Origin of the sequence: Erwinia sp. PsM31, assembly GCF_030433775.1 — a bacterium.
GTDB lineage: Bacteria > Pseudomonadota > Gammaproteobacteria > Enterobacterales > Enterobacteriaceae > Erwinia > Erwinia aeris.
Genome location: NZ_JARUWZ010000003.1, coordinates 31,670 through 46,946, shown reverse-complemented (window position 1 = coordinate 46,946; position 15,277 = coordinate 31,670). Strand labels below are relative to the sequence as shown.

Genomic DNA, 15,277 nt, shown 5'->3' with positions numbered 1-15,277 from the left:
AAAAACTGGATGAAGGGTTTTACAGATATGACTGAGGAAAAACCGGGATTACCTGTATTTCAGCTCGGTATTCTTGGCGCGGCGCTCTTCCTTTCCATACTGACGGAGGCGCTTCCCGCCGGATTTCTCCACTCTCTGGAGCAGTCTTTCTACATAAGCGCTTCCGAAGCAGGTCAGTGGGTGACACTGTATGCCGTTGGCTCTCTACTCTCTGCTGTTCCGTTAACGCTTGCAACGCAGCGCTGCTCAAGAAAAAAAATGTTCTTATTGACCCTGGCTGGATTTGCCGTATCAAACGGCATTACCGCTGCGGTTGATTCTTTTGTCATCACGCTGATAGCACGATTTATGGCCGGGATCTTCGCTGGGCTCTTATGGGCACTGGCTGCCGGGTATGCGGGTAGAATGGTAACGCCGTCCCGCCAAGGACGAGCCATAACCATTGTCATGCTGGGCGTTCCGCTGGCGCTTTCTTTGGGAGTTCCGGCAGGAACGTTTCTGGAAAGTCTTTATGGCTGGCGTACCGTGTTTTACGCTATGACGCTGCTAGCGGGACTATTATTTTTGGCCGGCTTGCTTACCTTACCTGAACAACCGGGTGCAACCCCTTCAGAGCGCTTTTCAGTTGGGAAAGTGGTATCTATACCTGGTATCAAAACCATATTACTGGCAACGTTTATTTTCTCACTTGGCCATAATATGATGTACACGTACATATCACCTTATCTGACTGAATTACTGGGTGTTCGTTATATTAGTACATTTCTCCTTATATTTGGGGTAATGGCTGTTATCAGCATTGTTATCACAGGGATATTTATAGATAGACATCTTCGGTCTCTTGTACTAAGTGGGTTATCTATATTTTTGCTATCTTCGTTACTTTTATCTTTTTTTTACCACAATATTTATTTTGTCATGAGTGGTGCTTTTTTATGGGGTTTGGGGTTTGGCGGCGGGGCAACTTTATTTCAGACCGCATCTGCACGCACATCGGGTATAGCCGCTGATATAGCTCAGTCTCTCATGGTAACCGTCTGGAATATAGCTATTGCCGCAGGTGGTCTTGTCGGAGGTATATTGCTGGCATGGGCTGGAGTACTCTCACTACCAGTGGTATTGATCGTTCTGCTGGTATTATGCCTGTTATTAGTTAAAGCAAGTAAAGCAAAAGGTTTTATATAGGTAACAATAAAAGGTGAGTCTATGAATTTATTGATTGATTTGCATATCCATACCCATGCAAGCGCACATGCTTATAGTTCAGTATATGAACATATAGTGGAAGCAAAACGTAAAAATATGTTGGCGTTGGGTATCACAGATCATGGACCTGCGCTTGACGATTCTCCTCACCGGTGGCATTTCCTTAATATGAATGCCATTCCCAAACAGATCGATGGGATGCGTATTCTGAAAGGAATAGAAGCCAACATATTTGAAGATGGCAAGATTGATTGCGATGCTATTATGGCTGATAAACTGGATTACGTTATGGCAGGATTCCATTCCCCGGTTTATCCACCGTGTAATGATATTGTCAAGAATACGGATTGCCTGATGAAAGTAATAAACCATCCGTCAATAAAAATCATTGTCCATCCCGGTAATCCACATTTCCCGTTAGATTACCGGGAAATTGCTATTGAAGCAGCCAGAAACAATGTAGCCCTTGAGGTAAACAGCGGCTCCGCTGTTGCACGTAAAGGGAGTTTACCGAACTGTCGTAAAATTATCGCAGAAGTAATGAATGCCGGAGGATATATTTCTGTCGGCTCAGATTCACATTTCTGTACTCGGACCGGAAATCTTGATCACGCTGTAACTCTTCTTGAAGAGCAGCAGGTTCCATCAGAAATAATTATTAATTCTTCACTTACACTGATGTTAACTTTTCTTAATATAACAGGTTGATTAAATTGCCAAATTCATGGTTATTTAAATTCTGTATTATGTATCATCATTGTGGTTGTTTTCGGCCACGCTTTTGATAAATTCCATACATGGAAGGATTTCAAGTTGTTTGTTCCATGCAAGGCTTAGCAACCATTGACTCTCATATCCGGATAAAGCTTGGCAGCTAAATCCTGATTTTAAAAAAGAAACAATACTGTATGGAAGGATTGAGACTCCTGTCCTTGAACCGACCAGAGCCAGTATACTATATATGTTTGTCAGATACTGAGCGGGTTTCTTGCGAAGGTCACGTTTCTTAAGGTAGACTTTGACAATATGGTAAAGTTCCGGATTGCTTGTCTCGTTCAGTAAAATTAGGTTATTTGCATCGACAAGTTCATCAATGTTCATTTTCCTGTCTCTATTGTCAGGATGTGCTACAACACATAAATAGTCTCTACCGAGCAGCATAAAAGAGAGCGATTCATTTTCTGATTTTCGCATAAACCCCAAGTCAATACTTCCTTTTAGTAACTCCTCTTCCTGCTGTGCAGAAGACATCTCAATAAGATTGATATTAATATTTGGATATTGTCTGTTAAATGCACTGACTATATCAGGGAAAATATTGAGAAAGGATGAGGTGTAACCTATATTAATACTTCCCGTTTTTCCGGTACGGATCTTTTTGGCGACACATGTAAAGTGATTTATCTGTTCATCCAGCACAAGGGCACTACGATATAGCATTTCCCCTTCTATGCTCAGTTTAGTCCCATGGTTATCACGCACAAAAAGGGATAAATGTAGTCCCTGCTCCAGGGATTTTATCTGTTTCGTTAGCGCAGGCTGTGTAATAAAAAGTTTTTCTGCGGCTTCGCGATAGCTTTTACTTTTCGCCAGTACAATAAATGATTTCAGTAATTTATTGTCCAAATTATTAACTCCTTACTCTTTTAATTTTCAATATTACACATTAATCCTTATTGACAGGAATGGCAACAGGCTATTCGCTGATGTCACGAGGCAGACGGCCAGTGGTTTCAGCGGCTATTTTTTATTGATTTTATGCCATGCCAGTACATGGTAATAAACATGTTATTCGGCGTATGTGTACTGTGCTCAGTGGCCCGCTGCTGTACCGAGGTAATGTTCAGCGCCAGCACCGTGCGGATATCTTTACGCTGTTGTCAGGTCTCAGCTTGGGAGCCAATTGTCCTGGCACCCGGCGCAATGCAGGATCGCTTATCGCTCAAGAGGGACTTTAGACATTAGTGACGGAAACCGATCAGATTATAAAAAAGCAAAAAGCCCGCTCAAGTTTCCTTGAGCGGGCTTCTTTAATATGGCTCCTCTGACTGGACTCGAACCAGTGACATACGGATTAACAGTCCGCCGTTCTACCGACTGAACTACAGAGGAATCGGTTTCGATGGGGCGCATAGTAGCGAGGGCGGACCGGCGTGTCAACAGGAAAAAAGTCCAGCCCTTTCAACTGGCTATCTTTAAAACAGGGCGCGCAGCTAATGTACTACGCCCGCGCCGTTGCGCAAAAGCGGATCCTGGCGATAGAAGCGGCAAAAATGCGGATAAAGCGCAGGAAAGCGGTCGTTCAGCAGCTCAGGGGCGCTGAAGAAATATTCCGACAGGACCGCAAAGCACTCCGCCGGATCGCTGGCCGCATAGGCATCAATCGTTGCGGCATTTTCGCCGACCAGTTCGATTTCTTCTGCAATACTGGTCATCGCGGCATTCAGCTCGTGCTCCCACGCCGCGACGTGACGCAGCGGCATAGCCGGCACGCCGTTGGCATGGTCGCTGCCCCGGCTGTCGAGCTTGTGGGCAACCTCGTGAACGATCAGGTTATAGCCGGAAAGATCGAACGAATCCTGCACGTCCAGCCAGTTGAGCACCACCGGACCCTGCTGCCAGCTTTGGCCCGACTGCACCATACTCTCGCGATGCACCAGGCCAAACTCATCCTGCCATTCGTCGTCAACGATAAAAGGCGCGGGATAGATTAGCACCTCGTGAAACCCGTCCAGCCAGTCGTAACCCAGATTAAGTACCGGCAGACAGAACAGCAGGGCCAGCCGGGCCGACTTCAGCTCATCCAGCGCGAAATCCTGTAGCGCCACCAGCCGTTTCTGCTGTAGGAAGCGCGTGGCCAGCTGGATAAGCTGTTGCCGCTCGGCGTCATTCAGCGCGCCAAGCAGCGGAATAGCTAACGCCTGCTGCCAGGGCAGCGCGTCGAACACAGCATCGTTGGATTTCCGGAACCATTTAATCATGATGCAACCCACAGCAGAAAAATCTCACCCTGCTTCGGCGGATCGCTTGGCGCAGTCTCCGGCGAGCAGGCCATATAAAAGGGCATAGCAGCATGGAACAGCAGAGCGAACTTAAGCAAGCTTTTCAGCGATTTTCTGTGACGAAGCGAGATATTCAGGCCCCGGCGGCCCAGACCAGCCGGAGCCTGCGGGCAGCGTTATATACGCTCGAATTCAATAACCCACACCCAGGGGTTCACTTCCCAGCTGGTGCCGCCATACTGCAATGCCCACTGCTTGCGGTAGGCATCCTTAGGCGAAACGACCTCGTTGTGCATGGTGAAGAAGTTATTCAGAAAATGGGAGTCTGTCTGCACGCCTTCGGCCAGCACATCATCGTCGCTGATATCCTGAATTTTCTCTGCCCGAACGGCGGTCACCATTAAATCAATGCGGCTTGCCCAGCGTGGCATATGGATGCCGGCCTGCCAGCCAAAATGCTCGTCTTCTTCGCCTGCGCTGGAGAACTCGCTGGTATCGGCACGATAGCGGCACCAGGCGGAAGATTTAAACTGGGCCGGATTGCGCTCGTAGTTAGCCATCTCTTCTACGGGAACCACCGGGCCGCGCCAGGTCTCTCTTACCCACAGGCGATCGCCAGGCTGACCGTAAGGGCAGTGGTAGCTCAAGTTCTCCATGCCCATCACGCGGTTGCCCTGCAAGTGATTGTTCAGAACATCAATCCCGTAGCATCCTTCATGGTTATCCTGGCCTGGACCAAAAAGTTGTGACTTCATAATGCGTCGGGTCTGGCGCTGCTGGCCTGAGAGCAGTGCTCGCACCCGTTGATCGCTAAACAAAATCGGGCGTTCTTTCATGGTTTGACCCCTGTTTCTTATTAGTTAAGACCCGCTCGCCGCCGTCAGGCGAAAAGGGATCCGGCATATGCTGTTAGCCTGTAGTGAAAAGTGTATACAAAAAGTATGCAATCATTAGCCGTGCTTGTTTATTTTTGAACCCGTTCTGCGCTCTCGCTTTCTGTGTGCGACGGGTGGCCAGGATCGGGTTCGGAAGGCCGGTTAGCGCCGGATTATCCGGGCCATCATAAATTTGACATATGCCGCCTTTACAATCCCTTACAGTAGCCGCAAGGGTGTATTATCGGAGCTTTCTGATGATGGCGCGAGCTAAAAACAACGACCGACCGGCATTGATTCTAACTTACTGTGCAACAAAATGCTGGTAACTTATTGCAAAAACAACATTATAAGCGTTTATCTTTTTGGTTAAAAACGCGCCACCTGATAATGGCGGGCGACGAAGGTAACGGGAAAGGGGTTGTGGAAGTGTTAAGACAAACGTTATAAACATGAAGTAGATCGCATTTTTATCGCCGGTGGCGCCGCGGTGAAGCAAGGCCGCTGACGTCTCTGCAATTTTACATTACAGGGAGAAGGCTATGACACTAACCCACTGGCAAACCCGCTTTGAAAGCTGGCTGTTTGAGACCTGGCCGCAGGATGATAAAGCGCACGACATCGCCCATTTACGGCGCGTCTGGCTGACTGCACAGCGTATTATGAAAGGGATGGCGGTGGATGAACTGGTTGTGCTCACCAGCTGTTATTTCCACGATATCGTCAACCTGCCTAAGAACCATCCTGAAAGACACCTGGCTTCAGCAAAGGCGGCGGTTGAAACGCGGCGAATTTTGTCGGAAGTGTTTCCTGATTTTCCTGCCGATAAGCGTGAGGCGGTAGCGCATGCGGTACATGCCCACAGCTTTAGCGCCAACGTAACGGCGGAAACGCTGGAGGCAAAAATTGTTCAGGACGCCGACCGGCTGGAATCGCTGGGCGCGATCGGGCTGGCTCGGGTGTTTTATGTTTCCGGCGCGCTGGGCCGCTCGCTGTTCGACAGCGCCGATCCGCTGGGTCGCGATCGCCCGCTAAATGATGCTGAATGGGCGCTCGATCACTTCCAGAAGAAGCTGCTTAAGCTGCCGCAAACCATGCAGACGGCGGAAGGGCGTCGGCTTGCCGAGCATAATGCGGATTTCCTGATTACCTATATGGCCAAACTCTGCGCCGAACTGAAAGGGGAGTTTTGCGAGCTGGATCCGGATGTGCTGCGTGAATTTGTCGCGGCGCGGGGGAAATATTAAATTTTTGTGACAGTATGGTTAAGCAGATCTTTTCAGGCTACCGTGTTGCTAACATTTATCAGGAGATTCAGGCATGACCGACGCTGTTAGCTTAACGTTAAAAATTGACCCCGCTTTGAAAGAAACGCTGAAAAACCTGGCGCAGGAAAACCAGATTTCGCTCAGCCAGGAAGTCAGCCAGCGTTTACAGCTCAGTCTGACCACCCAGCAGCATCCGGCCGTGGACAACCAGAGCGTGCTCGAAGACGTCGATCCCCAGCTGAACGCCAGCGAGCTGAAACAGGTACGCGCCTTGCTGAAAAAAACGAAAAAGAAGAAGTAAAAAGGCCTTTCCGTCCCTGACTGCCCGGTCAGGGACGCCTGTCAGCCGCTACTCGTCTTCATCACCATAATAGAGTACGCCAAGCTTAATCAACGGACGCCCCTGGCTTTTACGATGCAGGTTGCTGTCGCGCAGTGAATAAACGCAGCCGCAATATTCCTGCTGATAAAAACGTTCGCGCTTGCTGATTTCAATCATGCGCGCCGATCCGCCTTTTTTCCGCCAGTTGTAATCCCAATAGACCAGCCCCGGATAGGGCGCCGCGGCCCGCTCGCCGCACTCGTTAATTTGCTGCATATTTTTCCAGCGCGAGATGCCCAGGCAGCTGGTGATAACGGGAAAGCCGTTTTCGTGCGCATAAAGCGCGGTGCGTTCAAAACGCATATCAAAACACATCGTGCAGCGCGCGCCGCGCTCCGGCTCCCATTCCATGCCCTTAGCCCGCTCAAACCAGTTATCGGTATCGTAATCGGCATCGATAAAAGGCACGCCGTGCTTCTCGGCAAAGCGAATATTCTCCTCTTTGCGCAGCAGATACTCTTTTTGTGGATGAATGTTGGGGTTATAGAAAAAGATGGTGTAATCGATGCCGGCCGCCGCGATGGCTTCCATAACCTCGCCAGAGCAGGGCGCGCAGCAGGAGTGCAGCAGCAGTTTGTTCGCGCCGTTCGGCAAAGTTAACGGCGGTCGCGTAATATCGCTCATCATTTCAGCTCCATTGTTTTAAACACGGCAAGTTTAGGCTGATGGCCGCCCGATGTCACGGATCGTGGCCCGCAGTAAAAGGCGGTTGCCCCTGGTTTTAGCGTGATGAAGTGGTAGACTGGCAGGCGTTTATTTCCGGAGAGACTATGAGCGAGTTCGACACTATTGCAGAGGCGCAGCCTGGACTGGAAGATCGCCAGCTGGCCGCCCGCCTGCAGGCCGTTTACGATATCAAAACCCTTCTGGCTACGCTGCAGCAGGTTGGTCACGCTAAGTGGACGCGGGAATCGTTAAGCCGCTGGCTGAAAGGCACGGGCGGGACGTTAAGCCAGGCGGAAGCGGACGCGCTGGCGCGCCTGTTGCCTCAGCCGCCCGCGCACCATCCGCATTACGCTTTCCGCTTTATCGATCTGTTTGCCGGTATCGGCGGTATCCGCAGCGGCTTTGAGGCGATTGGCGGGCAGTGCGTGTTTACCAGCGAATGGAATAAATACTCGGTCAGAACCTATAAGGCGAACTGGTACTGCGATCCGCAGGCGCACGTTTTCAATCAGGATATCCGCGACGTGACGCTAAGCGCGCAGCCGGTCAGCGAGCAGGAAGCCTATCGACATATTGACCAGCAGGTACCGGATCACGACGTGCTGCTGGCCGGTTTTCCCTGCCAGCCGTTTTCGCTGGCGGGCGTATCGAAAAAAAATGCGCTGGGCCGCGCTCATGGCTTTGAGTGCGAAGCGCAGGGCACGCTGTTTTTCGACGTGGCGCGCATTATCACCGCGAAGAAACCGGCGATCTTCGTGCTGGAAAACGTCAAAAACCTGAAGAGCCACGACAAAGGCAAAACCTTCCGCATCATTATGGAAACGCTGGACGAGCTGGGCTACGACGTGGCCGATGCGGATCTCAACGGCGCCGCCGATCCGAAAATCGTCGACGGCAGGCATTTTCTGCCGCAGCACCGCGAACGTATCGTGCTGGTCGGGTTTCGGCGCGATTTAAACCTGCCCAAATTCACGCTTTCCGCGCTCGCTCAGCACTATCCGCAGCAAAGGATCCCGCTGCGCCAGCTGCTGGACAGCCAGGTCGAGGCCAAATATATTCTGACGCCGTCGCTGTGGAAATATCTCTATAACTACGCGAAAAAGCATCAGGCGAAGGGCAACGGCTTTGGCTACGGGCTGGTCGACCCGGATAAAGAGCACGGCGTGGTGCGCACGCTCTCCGCGCGCTACTACAAAGACGGCTCGGAAATCCTGATCGATCGCGGCTGGGACAAAGAGCAGGGCGAGGTGGATTTCGACCATCCGCAAAACCAGCAGCGCCGTCCGCGCCGCCTGACGCCAAGAGAGTGCGCCCGCCTGATGGGCTTTGAGGCGCCGGGCGAAACGCGTTTCCGCATTCCGGTTTCAGACAGTCAGGCCTATCGCCAGTTTGGCAATTCAGTGGTGGTGCCCGCCTTTGCCGCCGTCGCCAGACTGTTGCAGCCCTGGATAGCGCAGGCGGTTAAGCAGGCGGAGAAGTAGGCCCGGAGGCGTCTATACTTAAGCCACCTCAAGGAGGATGCTATGGCCGATGTTCACACTTCCGCAATTCGCAGTAAAAATATGCGCGCTATCCGTACCCAGGATACCGCCATTGAAATCCGCCTGGCCGAGCTGTTGGCCGAGCGCGGGTTCAGCTATCGCGTGCAGGATAAGACGCTGCCGGGAAAGCCGGACTTCGTACTGGAGAACCCCCAGGCCATTATTTTTGTGCACGGCTGCTTCTGGCATCATCACGACTGCTATCTGTTTAAAGTGCCGGCAACCCGCACCGAATTCTGGATGAATAAAATCAGCGGCAACGTGACGCGCGATAAGCGTTTTATCGATCAGCTGAGCGCCAGCGGCTGGCGGGTGCTGGTGGTTTGGGAATGCGCGCTGCGCGGTAAGCACAAGCTGGCGGACGAGGCGATAAGCGCCAGGCTGGAAGAGTGGCTTTTTGCCGGCGAGGGTAACGCCGAAATCGACTGGCAGGGCATTCACCTGATGCGCGAACGCCCTGCATAGTGCTCTGGCCATTGATGACTGAGGGCATCCACTAATGGATAAAAGCCCCGCATAGCGCCTTAGTCTGGACGAGATACCGATTTAATCACCGGCCTGCCGGGAAAAAGATATTTGCCCAGTGTGACCAGCACCACTGCAAAAAGGATCACCCCCAGCGCCAGCCATTCGCGCGGCGACAGGCTTTCACCGGCGAAGCTAATCCCCAGCAGCACCGCCACCACCGGATTAACGTAGGCGTAGCTGGTGGCGACCGCCGGGCTGACGTTGCGGATCAAAAACATATAGGCGTTGATGGCGATAATCGAACCGAACAGCGTCAGGTAGCCCAGCGCCAGCAGGCCGGACAGGCCCGGCGCGGCAGCCAGCTTTTCGCCACTAAGCTGGCTGCCCGCCAGCAGAACCGCACCCGCCGCCAGCATTTCTATTGCGCCCGCCATCATGCCTGTCGGGAGCGTGATGCGCGATCCCCATACCGAGCCAAACGCCCAGCTGATCGAGCCGATCAGAATGATCAATGCGCCCCAGGGATTACCGCCCAGGTGGCCGCCGCTGTTCAGCAGAATAATGCCGACCAGGCCAACCGCAATGCCCAGCCACTCTATCCAGCGGGTTGCCATGCCGAACAGGCGGCTGAAGCACATTGCAAACAGCGGGACGGTAGCGACCATCACGGCAGCGATACCGGAAGGCACCTGCTGATGCTCGGCAATCGTCACCGCGCCGTTGCCAATGGTCAGCAGCATAATCCCCACCAGCGCGGCGTTACCTGCCGCTCGCCAGCCGGGAAGCCGCTCGCCGCGCAGCAGCAGAAAGACCAGCAGGACGACGCCCGCCAGCACGAAGCGCACGCCAGCCAGCATCATCGGCGGCCAGCTTTCTACCCCAATACGAATAACGAAATAGGTCGATCCCCAGATAAAGTAAAGGGCGAACAAAGCGGCCAGAAGCGGAAGCAGAGCGGGCGCACGACGTAACATAAGGTTTCTCACCGCGGGTTGGGGTCGTTAAGTTACCGTTAAAAAAAGATTTCAACCAGATGAAATAGCGTCTTTTTAACGGCCGGAAAGCGATTCAGTCCACATAATTTGCATCTCTCGTGCATACTTGCTTAGATCACACTCTTTAACATCCTGTAGCAGGACAGACGATGGCCAGTATCAAACTCACAGTCAGACGGCTGTACAAAATCAGCGGCGAGCGCATGGTCAACACGCAGGCTACCGCGCGCATTTTTGTCGGCGAGCAGCTGGTGGCGACGGAGGAGATCGCCGGGATGACCGAAAGCCCGGTCAGCAAATTTGTGCATCACAACCTGGACGCGGGCCAGCCGGTGCGGGTTGAGTGGGATTGCGAAGGCATAGCCGATATGACGGTAGCGGAAGTCAACGTCTGTCCCTGCTGTCAGCATGATGAACATTAAATAAGGAAGGAAATTTTGGCGGGTAGTAGCTTACTGACTTTACTGGATGATATCGCCACGTTGATGGACGATATCTCGATCATGGGCAAGGTGGCGGCAAAGAAGACCGTCGGCGTGCTGGGCGACGATCTGTCGCTGAACGCGCAGCAGGTCAGCGGCGTCAAAGCCAACCGGGAACTGCCTGTGGTCTGGGGCGTGGCGAAAGGCTCTTTTCTTAACAAGCTGATCCTGGTGCCGCTGGCGCTGGCCATCAGCGCGTGGATCCCCTGGGCGATCACGCCGCTGCTGATGCTGGGCGGTGCTTACCTTAGCTATGAAGGCGTGGAAAAGGTGCTGCATAGCCTGCACGGCAAAGAGAAAAACAGCGATGCGGCGCGCGAACAGCGGCTGCGCAATCTCTCGCAGCAGGAAGCCGCTGCCTTCGAGAAGAAAAAGGTCAAAGGCGCAGTGCGCACGGACTTTATTCTGTCGGCAGAAATTGTGGCCATTACGCTGGGTATCGTTTCCGAAGCGCCGCTGCTGAGCCAGGTGATGATCCTGGCGGGTATCGCCATTCTGGTTACCGTCGGCGTGTACGGCATTGTCGCCTGTATCGTGAAAATCGACGATCTGGGCCTGTGGCTGCAACAGAAAACCTCATCGCTGGCCAAAGGTATCGGCAGCGTGCTGCTGACCCTGGCGCCAAAAATGATGAAGGTGCTGACGGTAGTCGGCACAATAGCGATGTTTCTGGTCGGCGGCGGCATCATTGCGCACGGCGTGCCCTTCATCCATCACTTTATTGAGCATCTGGCCGCGGGCCACAGCGGTTTTATCAGCTCGCTTATCAGCAACGGCGCAAATCTGGTGATTGGTTTTATCGTCGGATCGATCGTGCTGTGCGGGGTAAATCTGGCTGGCAAACTGCGGGCATAATCAGTATAAAGACACCCCTTCACCAAACCGGGAGCGAAGATGAAAGACGATATTTTTGAATTTGATATTGATGCCGAGCTGGAACAGGCAGAAGCCAACGCCGAGAAAAAAGCCAGCGAAGTCCCGACTGACCTGAGCGACGAAGCGGACTGCGAAGGCTGCAAAATCTGAGTTCGACCCTTCTTTGAAGCGAGTAATCCTTACTCGCTTTTTTTAATTTTCGCCTTTTTAACTGCTTATTCCTTTTTAACAAAACTTTTACCTACCGTTAACGGCGCGCCGCGCGATTGCCTGCTATACCTGAATTTCCCCCGAAGTTTCCAGCTCAGGAGAAACGGCATGATCATGGTCAGTGAGGCAGTGCAGCTTAAAGAAGGCGGTCCGGCAATGGTGGTTACCGGCTATGCCAGCGGTATGGTGGAGTGTCGCTGGTATGACGGCTACAGCGTGCGGCGCGAAGCGTTTCGGGAAGAGGAGCTTTGTGCGCTGAGCGCGGGGCAAAACCGGCTTGCCAGCTAGCGTTGACCGAACGGGACGAGAAATTTCGTCCTGTTATCATTTACTTCCCGCCGCGCCGCTGCTGGCGCAACCTTCCTGCCGCAGCTAAACTGAAAAGCTCTTTCCCGCTGGCAGGAGCGTTGCCGTGTGAAGCTGGCCCATTCCCATCCTGAGGCGGTTATTCATGTCTGTTTTCTGCTGGTCTTTCTTTTCTCCTCGGTACTGACCTGGCGAGAAGGCAGCGTGTTAAAAGCAACCTATGAGCTTAGCCAGCGCGCCAGCCTGAAAGATATTGCCGACGATCTCGATCGCCAGTTTCAGTTCAGCCTTGACCAGCTGTTGTTCTGCCGCAATATGCTGCAACAGGTTATGCGCGCGCCTGCCGAAAACAGCCAGATGCGGCGACAGCTGGACTATTTTTCGCTGCTGCGTAGCCAGCCGGTCTGGCATCTCTACGCCAGCATGACCCACAGCCTGCCGCTATCCGGTATTGCCGACGACGCGGTTGCCGCCTATCCGCTGCTCAGGCGCGACGACGCCAGGCTAAAGCCGGAGCTGGCGGCAACGCTGATGATGAGCCTGATTTTGCAGCTTAACGACGCCAACAGAGATTTTCATTCGCGGCTCTGGTACCTCTCGCGGGCGGGATTCTGGCTCAGCTCCACGCCGTTGCCGCAGGGCGAGGATACGCTGCGCTATCTTACCCGCGTGGTGAACGCGCCCTGGTTTACCGCTATGCGGCCTGAAAGCAATCTGTCCAGGCAGCCGCGCTGGAGCGGCCCGGACGCGACTGCCGCAGGCCGCAGCGCGTTGACGCTCAGTCTGCCTGTCGATCTGGACGGCTACTGGTATGGCGTGCTGGCAATGGATTTTTCGACCGCCAACATTCGCCAACAGCTTCTGCTGTCGCTGCCTGAACGGCCAATGGGCAGCATACTTTTTTATGATATCAACCTGAGGCCGCTGGCCAGCGCCGTAGACGGGCCAGCGACCGCACATTTTACCGCTGAGCAGATCGCCCGGCTGCAACGGGCCATCGCCCACAGCGATCGCGGCGCGCTGCGGCTTGATACGCGCTATATCAGCTGGGTCAAAACCCGTTATGCCCGAGGCGTATTGATTAATGTCGATACGCTGCGGCAGAGTCTGACGGGCAGCACCGGTCAGGTAGCGCTGGCGTTGCTGGGGATGTGGCTGCTGTTTACGCTGGCGCTGCTGCTGTCGCACCAGCTCATTATTCGTCTGGTCAGGCGCCTGCTGGCGATGCAGGAAAAACTCCGCTGGCGCGCCAGCCATGACGGGCTGACGAAGATGCTGAACCGCAGCGCGTTTTTCGAACGGGCTAACGCGCTGGCGTACGAGAGCCAGCTCAGGCAGAGGCCTTTTTCGGTGATCCAGCTGGATCTCGACCGCTTTAAACAGGTAAATGACGGCTATGGTCATGAGGCAGGCGATCGCGTGCTGGCCTATGCCGCCGCCGTGATAGATGACACCATTGACCCGTCGGCGATCGCCGGGCGCGTTGGCGGTGAAGAGTTTTGCATTGCGCTGGCCGTTACTGCCGACCAGGCCGTGGCAATAGCGGAGAAAGTTCGCGTCGCGCTGGCGCAAAAGCAGGTGTTTGCCGGGAATTCAGCATGGCTGAGGGTAACGGCCTCGCTGGGAGTCGCCTCCAGCGAGGCGTCGGGCGACTACCATTTTGAAAGCCTGCGCTCGATTGCCGACCGCAGGCTCTATATAGCCAAAACGTCAGGACGCAATCGCGTCTGCGACCGGGACTAAACGTTGCCCTTGTTATCCTCTTCCACCGCCTGATAGATACGCTGCATAATGTCAGGGAAAGCGGACTGCACGCGGCTCCAGCTTGGAATAAACGGTTTTTCGTTCGGCCGCTCGATAAAGGACTGTCCGGCTTCCAGAATCGACTGAGTAAACATTTCTACCGCCGCCTCTTCCGCGTGCTGATCGAACTTCAGCCCGTTCATCGCCGCTTCATGGCTGTAAATCTCCATCATATCCAGCGCGTTGCGGTAATAGGTCGCTTTCAACACGCGGAACGAGTCGCTGGTCAAATCCACGCCCATTGTCGCCATCTTGCGCAGCAAAGACTGGACGATATCGTTACTCATCCGACGCAGGCCGCCGGTGCCGTCCTCTTCCGACAGCGGCTGGTGTTTGTGATCGTAATTATGCGCGATCTCAACCTGGCAGCTCTGGCGCGTGGTGTAGTTGCGATAGATTTCAGACAGCACGCCGATTTCCAGCCCCCAGTCGCCGGGGATTTTTATATTGTTCAGCACGTGCGTGCGCATTGCGAACTCGCCGGAAAGCGGATAGCGGAAGCTGGTCAGATAGTCCAGGTATTCCGAATGGCCGTACACTTTCTGCAGCGAACGCAGCAGCGGCCCAACCAGCAGGCGGCCAACGCGACCGTTCAGCTTGTTGTCGGCCACGCGGGCGTAAAAACCCTTACAGAACTCATACTGAAAAGACGGGTTCGCCAGCGGATAGAGCAGCCTTGCCAGCATGCCGCGTTCATACGTTACGATATCGCAGTCGTGCAGCGCCACGCAGCTGGTACTTTCCGAAGAGAGCGTATAGCCGGTACAGAACCAGACATTACGACCCTTGCCCGGTTGAGAAGGGGAAAGTCCTTCTTTATCCAGCTCGGCATCAATCGCCTTCAGGCGCGGCCCGTCGTTCCACAAAATACGATGGCGCTGCGGCAGGCGGGAAAAAAAGTCGCGGGCGTAAAGAAACTGCTCGCGATCGGCGCGATCCAGGCCGATAACTATCTCTTCGAGATAGGGCACCTTAGCCAGCTCGTCAACGATATGGCCGAGCGCCGGGCCTTCCAGTTCGGAAAAAAGCGAAGGCAGGATCAGTCCCATCTTGCGCCGCGTGGCGAACTGCACCAGCTCCTGCTCCAGTTCCTCAACTGGACGTGCGGTGAGATTATGAAAGTTGGTGATAACGCCGTTCTGGAAAAAATCACTCATCGCGTGTTCCTTAAGCCGGGCCCGTAGTTGGGCTGCATGG

At 53.7% G+C, this 15,277-nt stretch carries 17 protein-coding genes and 1 tRNA gene; 11 read left to right on the top strand and 7 right to left on the bottom strand.

Annotated features, from left to right (window positions below; translation table 11 throughout):
• Positions 1-9: 9 nt before the first annotated feature.
• Positions 10-1,185 carry an MFS transporter gene (locus QCD69_RS03220; RefSeq protein WP_301250996.1) on the top strand — a complete coding sequence of 392 codons (1,176 nt, stop codon included), beginning with the start codon at positions 10-12 and terminating at the stop codon, positions 1,183-1,185.
• A gap of 21 nt (positions 1,186-1,206) precedes the next feature.
• The gene (locus QCD69_RS03215; protein ID WP_301250995.1) at positions 1,207-1,914 is read left to right on the top strand and encodes a PHP domain-containing protein; all 708 of its coding nucleotides are present in this window, start codon (positions 1,207-1,209) and stop codon (positions 1,912-1,914) included.
• 36 nt (positions 1,915-1,950) lie between these two features.
• Here the strand turns inward: QCD69_RS03215 and QCD69_RS03210 are convergent, their stop codons facing one another.
• The 4 genes from QCD69_RS03210 to QCD69_RS03195 form a co-directional block, all read right to left on the bottom strand.
• Entirely contained in the window at positions 1,951-2,832 is an 882-nt protein-coding gene (locus tag QCD69_RS03210; protein ID WP_301250994.1) for a LysR family transcriptional regulator, read from the bottom strand.
• A gap of 410 nt (positions 2,833-3,242) precedes the next feature.
• Positions 3,243-3,318: transfer RNA gene (locus QCD69_RS03205), tRNA-Asn, on the bottom strand.
• Between the two features lie 101 nt (positions 3,319-3,419).
• Positions 3,420-4,187 (bottom strand): DgsA anti-repressor MtfA, encoded by a 768-nt coding sequence (mtfA, locus tag QCD69_RS03200; RefSeq protein WP_301250993.1) that lies wholly within the window; start codon positions 4,185-4,187, stop codon positions 3,420-3,422.
• Between the two features lie 197 nt (positions 4,188-4,384).
• Positions 4,385-5,044 (bottom strand): hypothetical protein, encoded by a 660-nt coding sequence (locus QCD69_RS03195; protein WP_253460419.1) that lies wholly within the window; start codon positions 5,042-5,044, stop codon positions 4,385-4,387.
• 581 nt (positions 5,045-5,625) lie between these two features.
• On the opposite strand from QCD69_RS03195, the gene QCD69_RS03190 reads away from it, so the two are divergent.
• Both QCD69_RS03190 and QCD69_RS03185 read left to right on the top strand, forming a co-directional pair.
• Positions 5,626-6,330 carry a phosphohydrolase gene (locus tag QCD69_RS03190; protein ID WP_253460422.1) on the top strand — a complete coding sequence of 235 codons (705 nt, stop codon included), beginning with the start codon at positions 5,626-5,628 and terminating at the stop codon, positions 6,328-6,330.
• A 73-nt stretch (positions 6,331-6,403) separates the two neighbouring features.
• On the top strand, positions 6,404-6,652 hold the full coding sequence (locus QCD69_RS03185; RefSeq protein WP_125288030.1) for a hypothetical protein: 249 nt from the start codon (positions 6,404-6,406) through the stop codon (positions 6,650-6,652).
• Positions 6,653-6,700: 48 nt separating this feature from the next.
• Here the strand turns inward: QCD69_RS03185 and QCD69_RS03180 are convergent, their stop codons facing one another.
• Complete coding sequence (locus QCD69_RS03180) at positions 6,701-7,357, bottom strand: epoxyqueuosine reductase QueH (RefSeq protein ID WP_301251156.1); 657 nt, start codon at positions 7,355-7,357, stop codon at positions 6,701-6,703.
• A 146-nt stretch (positions 7,358-7,503) separates the two neighbouring features.
• Here QCD69_RS03180 and QCD69_RS03175 point away from each other — a divergent pair, with 146 nt between their 5' ends.
• The gene (locus QCD69_RS03175) at positions 7,504-8,880 is read left to right on the top strand and encodes a DNA cytosine methyltransferase (RefSeq protein ID WP_253460425.1); all 1,377 of its coding nucleotides are present in this window, start codon (positions 7,504-7,506) and stop codon (positions 8,878-8,880) included.
• 42 nt (positions 8,881-8,922) lie between these two features.
• Complete coding sequence (locus QCD69_RS03170) at positions 8,923-9,405, top strand: very short patch repair endonuclease (protein WP_301250992.1); 483 nt, start codon at positions 8,923-8,925, stop codon at positions 9,403-9,405.
• Positions 9,406-9,464: 59 nt separating this feature from the next.
• On the opposite strand, the gene yedA is transcribed toward QCD69_RS03170, so the two are convergent.
• Complete coding sequence (gene yedA / locus QCD69_RS03165; RefSeq protein WP_301250991.1) at positions 9,465-10,382, bottom strand: drug/metabolite exporter YedA; 918 nt, start codon at positions 10,380-10,382, stop codon at positions 9,465-9,467.
• A 170-nt stretch (positions 10,383-10,552) separates the two neighbouring features.
• On the opposite strand from yedA, the gene QCD69_RS03160 reads away from it, so the two are divergent.
• From QCD69_RS03160 to dgcQ, 5 genes are all read left to right on the top strand, one after another.
• Complete coding sequence (locus tag QCD69_RS03160; RefSeq protein WP_125288026.1) at positions 10,553-10,825, top strand: hypothetical protein; 273 nt, start codon at positions 10,553-10,555, stop codon at positions 10,823-10,825.
• Positions 10,826-10,840: 15 nt separating this feature from the next.
• The gene (locus QCD69_RS03155) at positions 10,841-11,740 is read left to right on the top strand and encodes a DUF808 family protein (RefSeq protein ID WP_253460436.1); all 900 of its coding nucleotides are present in this window, start codon (positions 10,841-10,843) and stop codon (positions 11,738-11,740) included.
• A 39-nt stretch (positions 11,741-11,779) separates the two neighbouring features.
• Entirely contained in the window at positions 11,780-11,911 is a 132-nt protein-coding gene (locus tag QCD69_RS03150) for a hypothetical protein (protein ID WP_255416512.1), read from the top strand.
• Positions 11,912-12,079: 168 nt separating this feature from the next.
• Positions 12,080-12,259 carry a YodC family protein gene (locus QCD69_RS03145; protein WP_125288024.1) on the top strand — a complete coding sequence of 60 codons (180 nt, stop codon included), beginning with the start codon at positions 12,080-12,082 and terminating at the stop codon, positions 12,257-12,259.
• A gap of 126 nt (positions 12,260-12,385) precedes the next feature.
• Complete coding sequence (dgcQ, locus tag QCD69_RS03140; RefSeq protein WP_301250986.1) at positions 12,386-14,020, top strand: cellulose biosynthesis regulator diguanylate cyclase DgcQ; 1,635 nt, start codon at positions 12,386-12,388, stop codon at positions 14,018-14,020.
• On the opposite strand, the gene QCD69_RS03135 is transcribed toward dgcQ, so the two are convergent.
• Complete coding sequence (locus QCD69_RS03135) at positions 14,017-15,237, bottom strand: glycosyl transferase (RefSeq protein WP_253460442.1); 1,221 nt, start codon at positions 15,235-15,237, stop codon at positions 14,017-14,019. The two genes, dgcQ and QCD69_RS03135, sit on opposite strands and share 4 nt — an antisense overlap.
• Positions 15,238-15,277: the final 40 nt, after the last annotated feature.

Coding starts and splice junctions, on each gene's coding strand:
- QCD69_RS03220 (WP_301250996.1), top strand. CDS start 10: ATGAAGGGTTTTACAGATATGACTGAGGAAAAACCGGGATTACCTGTA.
- QCD69_RS03215 (WP_301250995.1), top strand. CDS start 1,207: ATGAATTTATTGATTGATTTGCATATCCATACCCATGCAAGCGCACAT.
- mtfA (WP_301250993.1), bottom strand. CDS start 4,187: ATGATTAAATGGTTCCGGAAATCCAACGATGCTGTGTTCGACGCGCTG.
- QCD69_RS03195 (WP_253460419.1), bottom strand. CDS start 5,044: ATGAAAGAACGCCCGATTTTGTTTAGCGATCAACGGGTGCGAGCACTG.
- QCD69_RS03190 (WP_253460422.1), top strand. CDS start 5,626: ATGACACTAACCCACTGGCAAACCCGCTTTGAAAGCTGGCTGTTTGAG.
- QCD69_RS03185 (WP_125288030.1), top strand. CDS start 6,404: ATGACCGACGCTGTTAGCTTAACGTTAAAAATTGACCCCGCTTTGAAA.
- QCD69_RS03180 (WP_301251156.1), bottom strand. CDS start 7,357: ATGAGCGATATTACGCGACCGCCGTTAACTTTGCCGAACGGCGCGAAC.
- QCD69_RS03175 (WP_253460425.1), top strand. CDS start 7,504: ATGAGCGAGTTCGACACTATTGCAGAGGCGCAGCCTGGACTGGAAGAT.
- QCD69_RS03170 (WP_301250992.1), top strand. CDS start 8,923: ATGGCCGATGTTCACACTTCCGCAATTCGCAGTAAAAATATGCGCGCT.
- yedA (WP_301250991.1), bottom strand. CDS start 10,382: ATGTTACGTCGTGCGCCCGCTCTGCTTCCGCTTCTGGCCGCTTTGTTC.
- QCD69_RS03160 (WP_125288026.1), top strand. CDS start 10,553: ATGGCCAGTATCAAACTCACAGTCAGACGGCTGTACAAAATCAGCGGC.
- QCD69_RS03150 (WP_255416512.1), top strand. CDS start 11,780: ATGAAAGACGATATTTTTGAATTTGATATTGATGCCGAGCTGGAACAG.
- QCD69_RS03145 (WP_125288024.1), top strand. CDS start 12,080: ATGATCATGGTCAGTGAGGCAGTGCAGCTTAAAGAAGGCGGTCCGGCA.
- QCD69_RS03135 (WP_253460442.1), bottom strand. CDS start 15,237: ATGAGTGATTTTTTCCAGAACGGCGTTATCACCAACTTTCATAATCTC.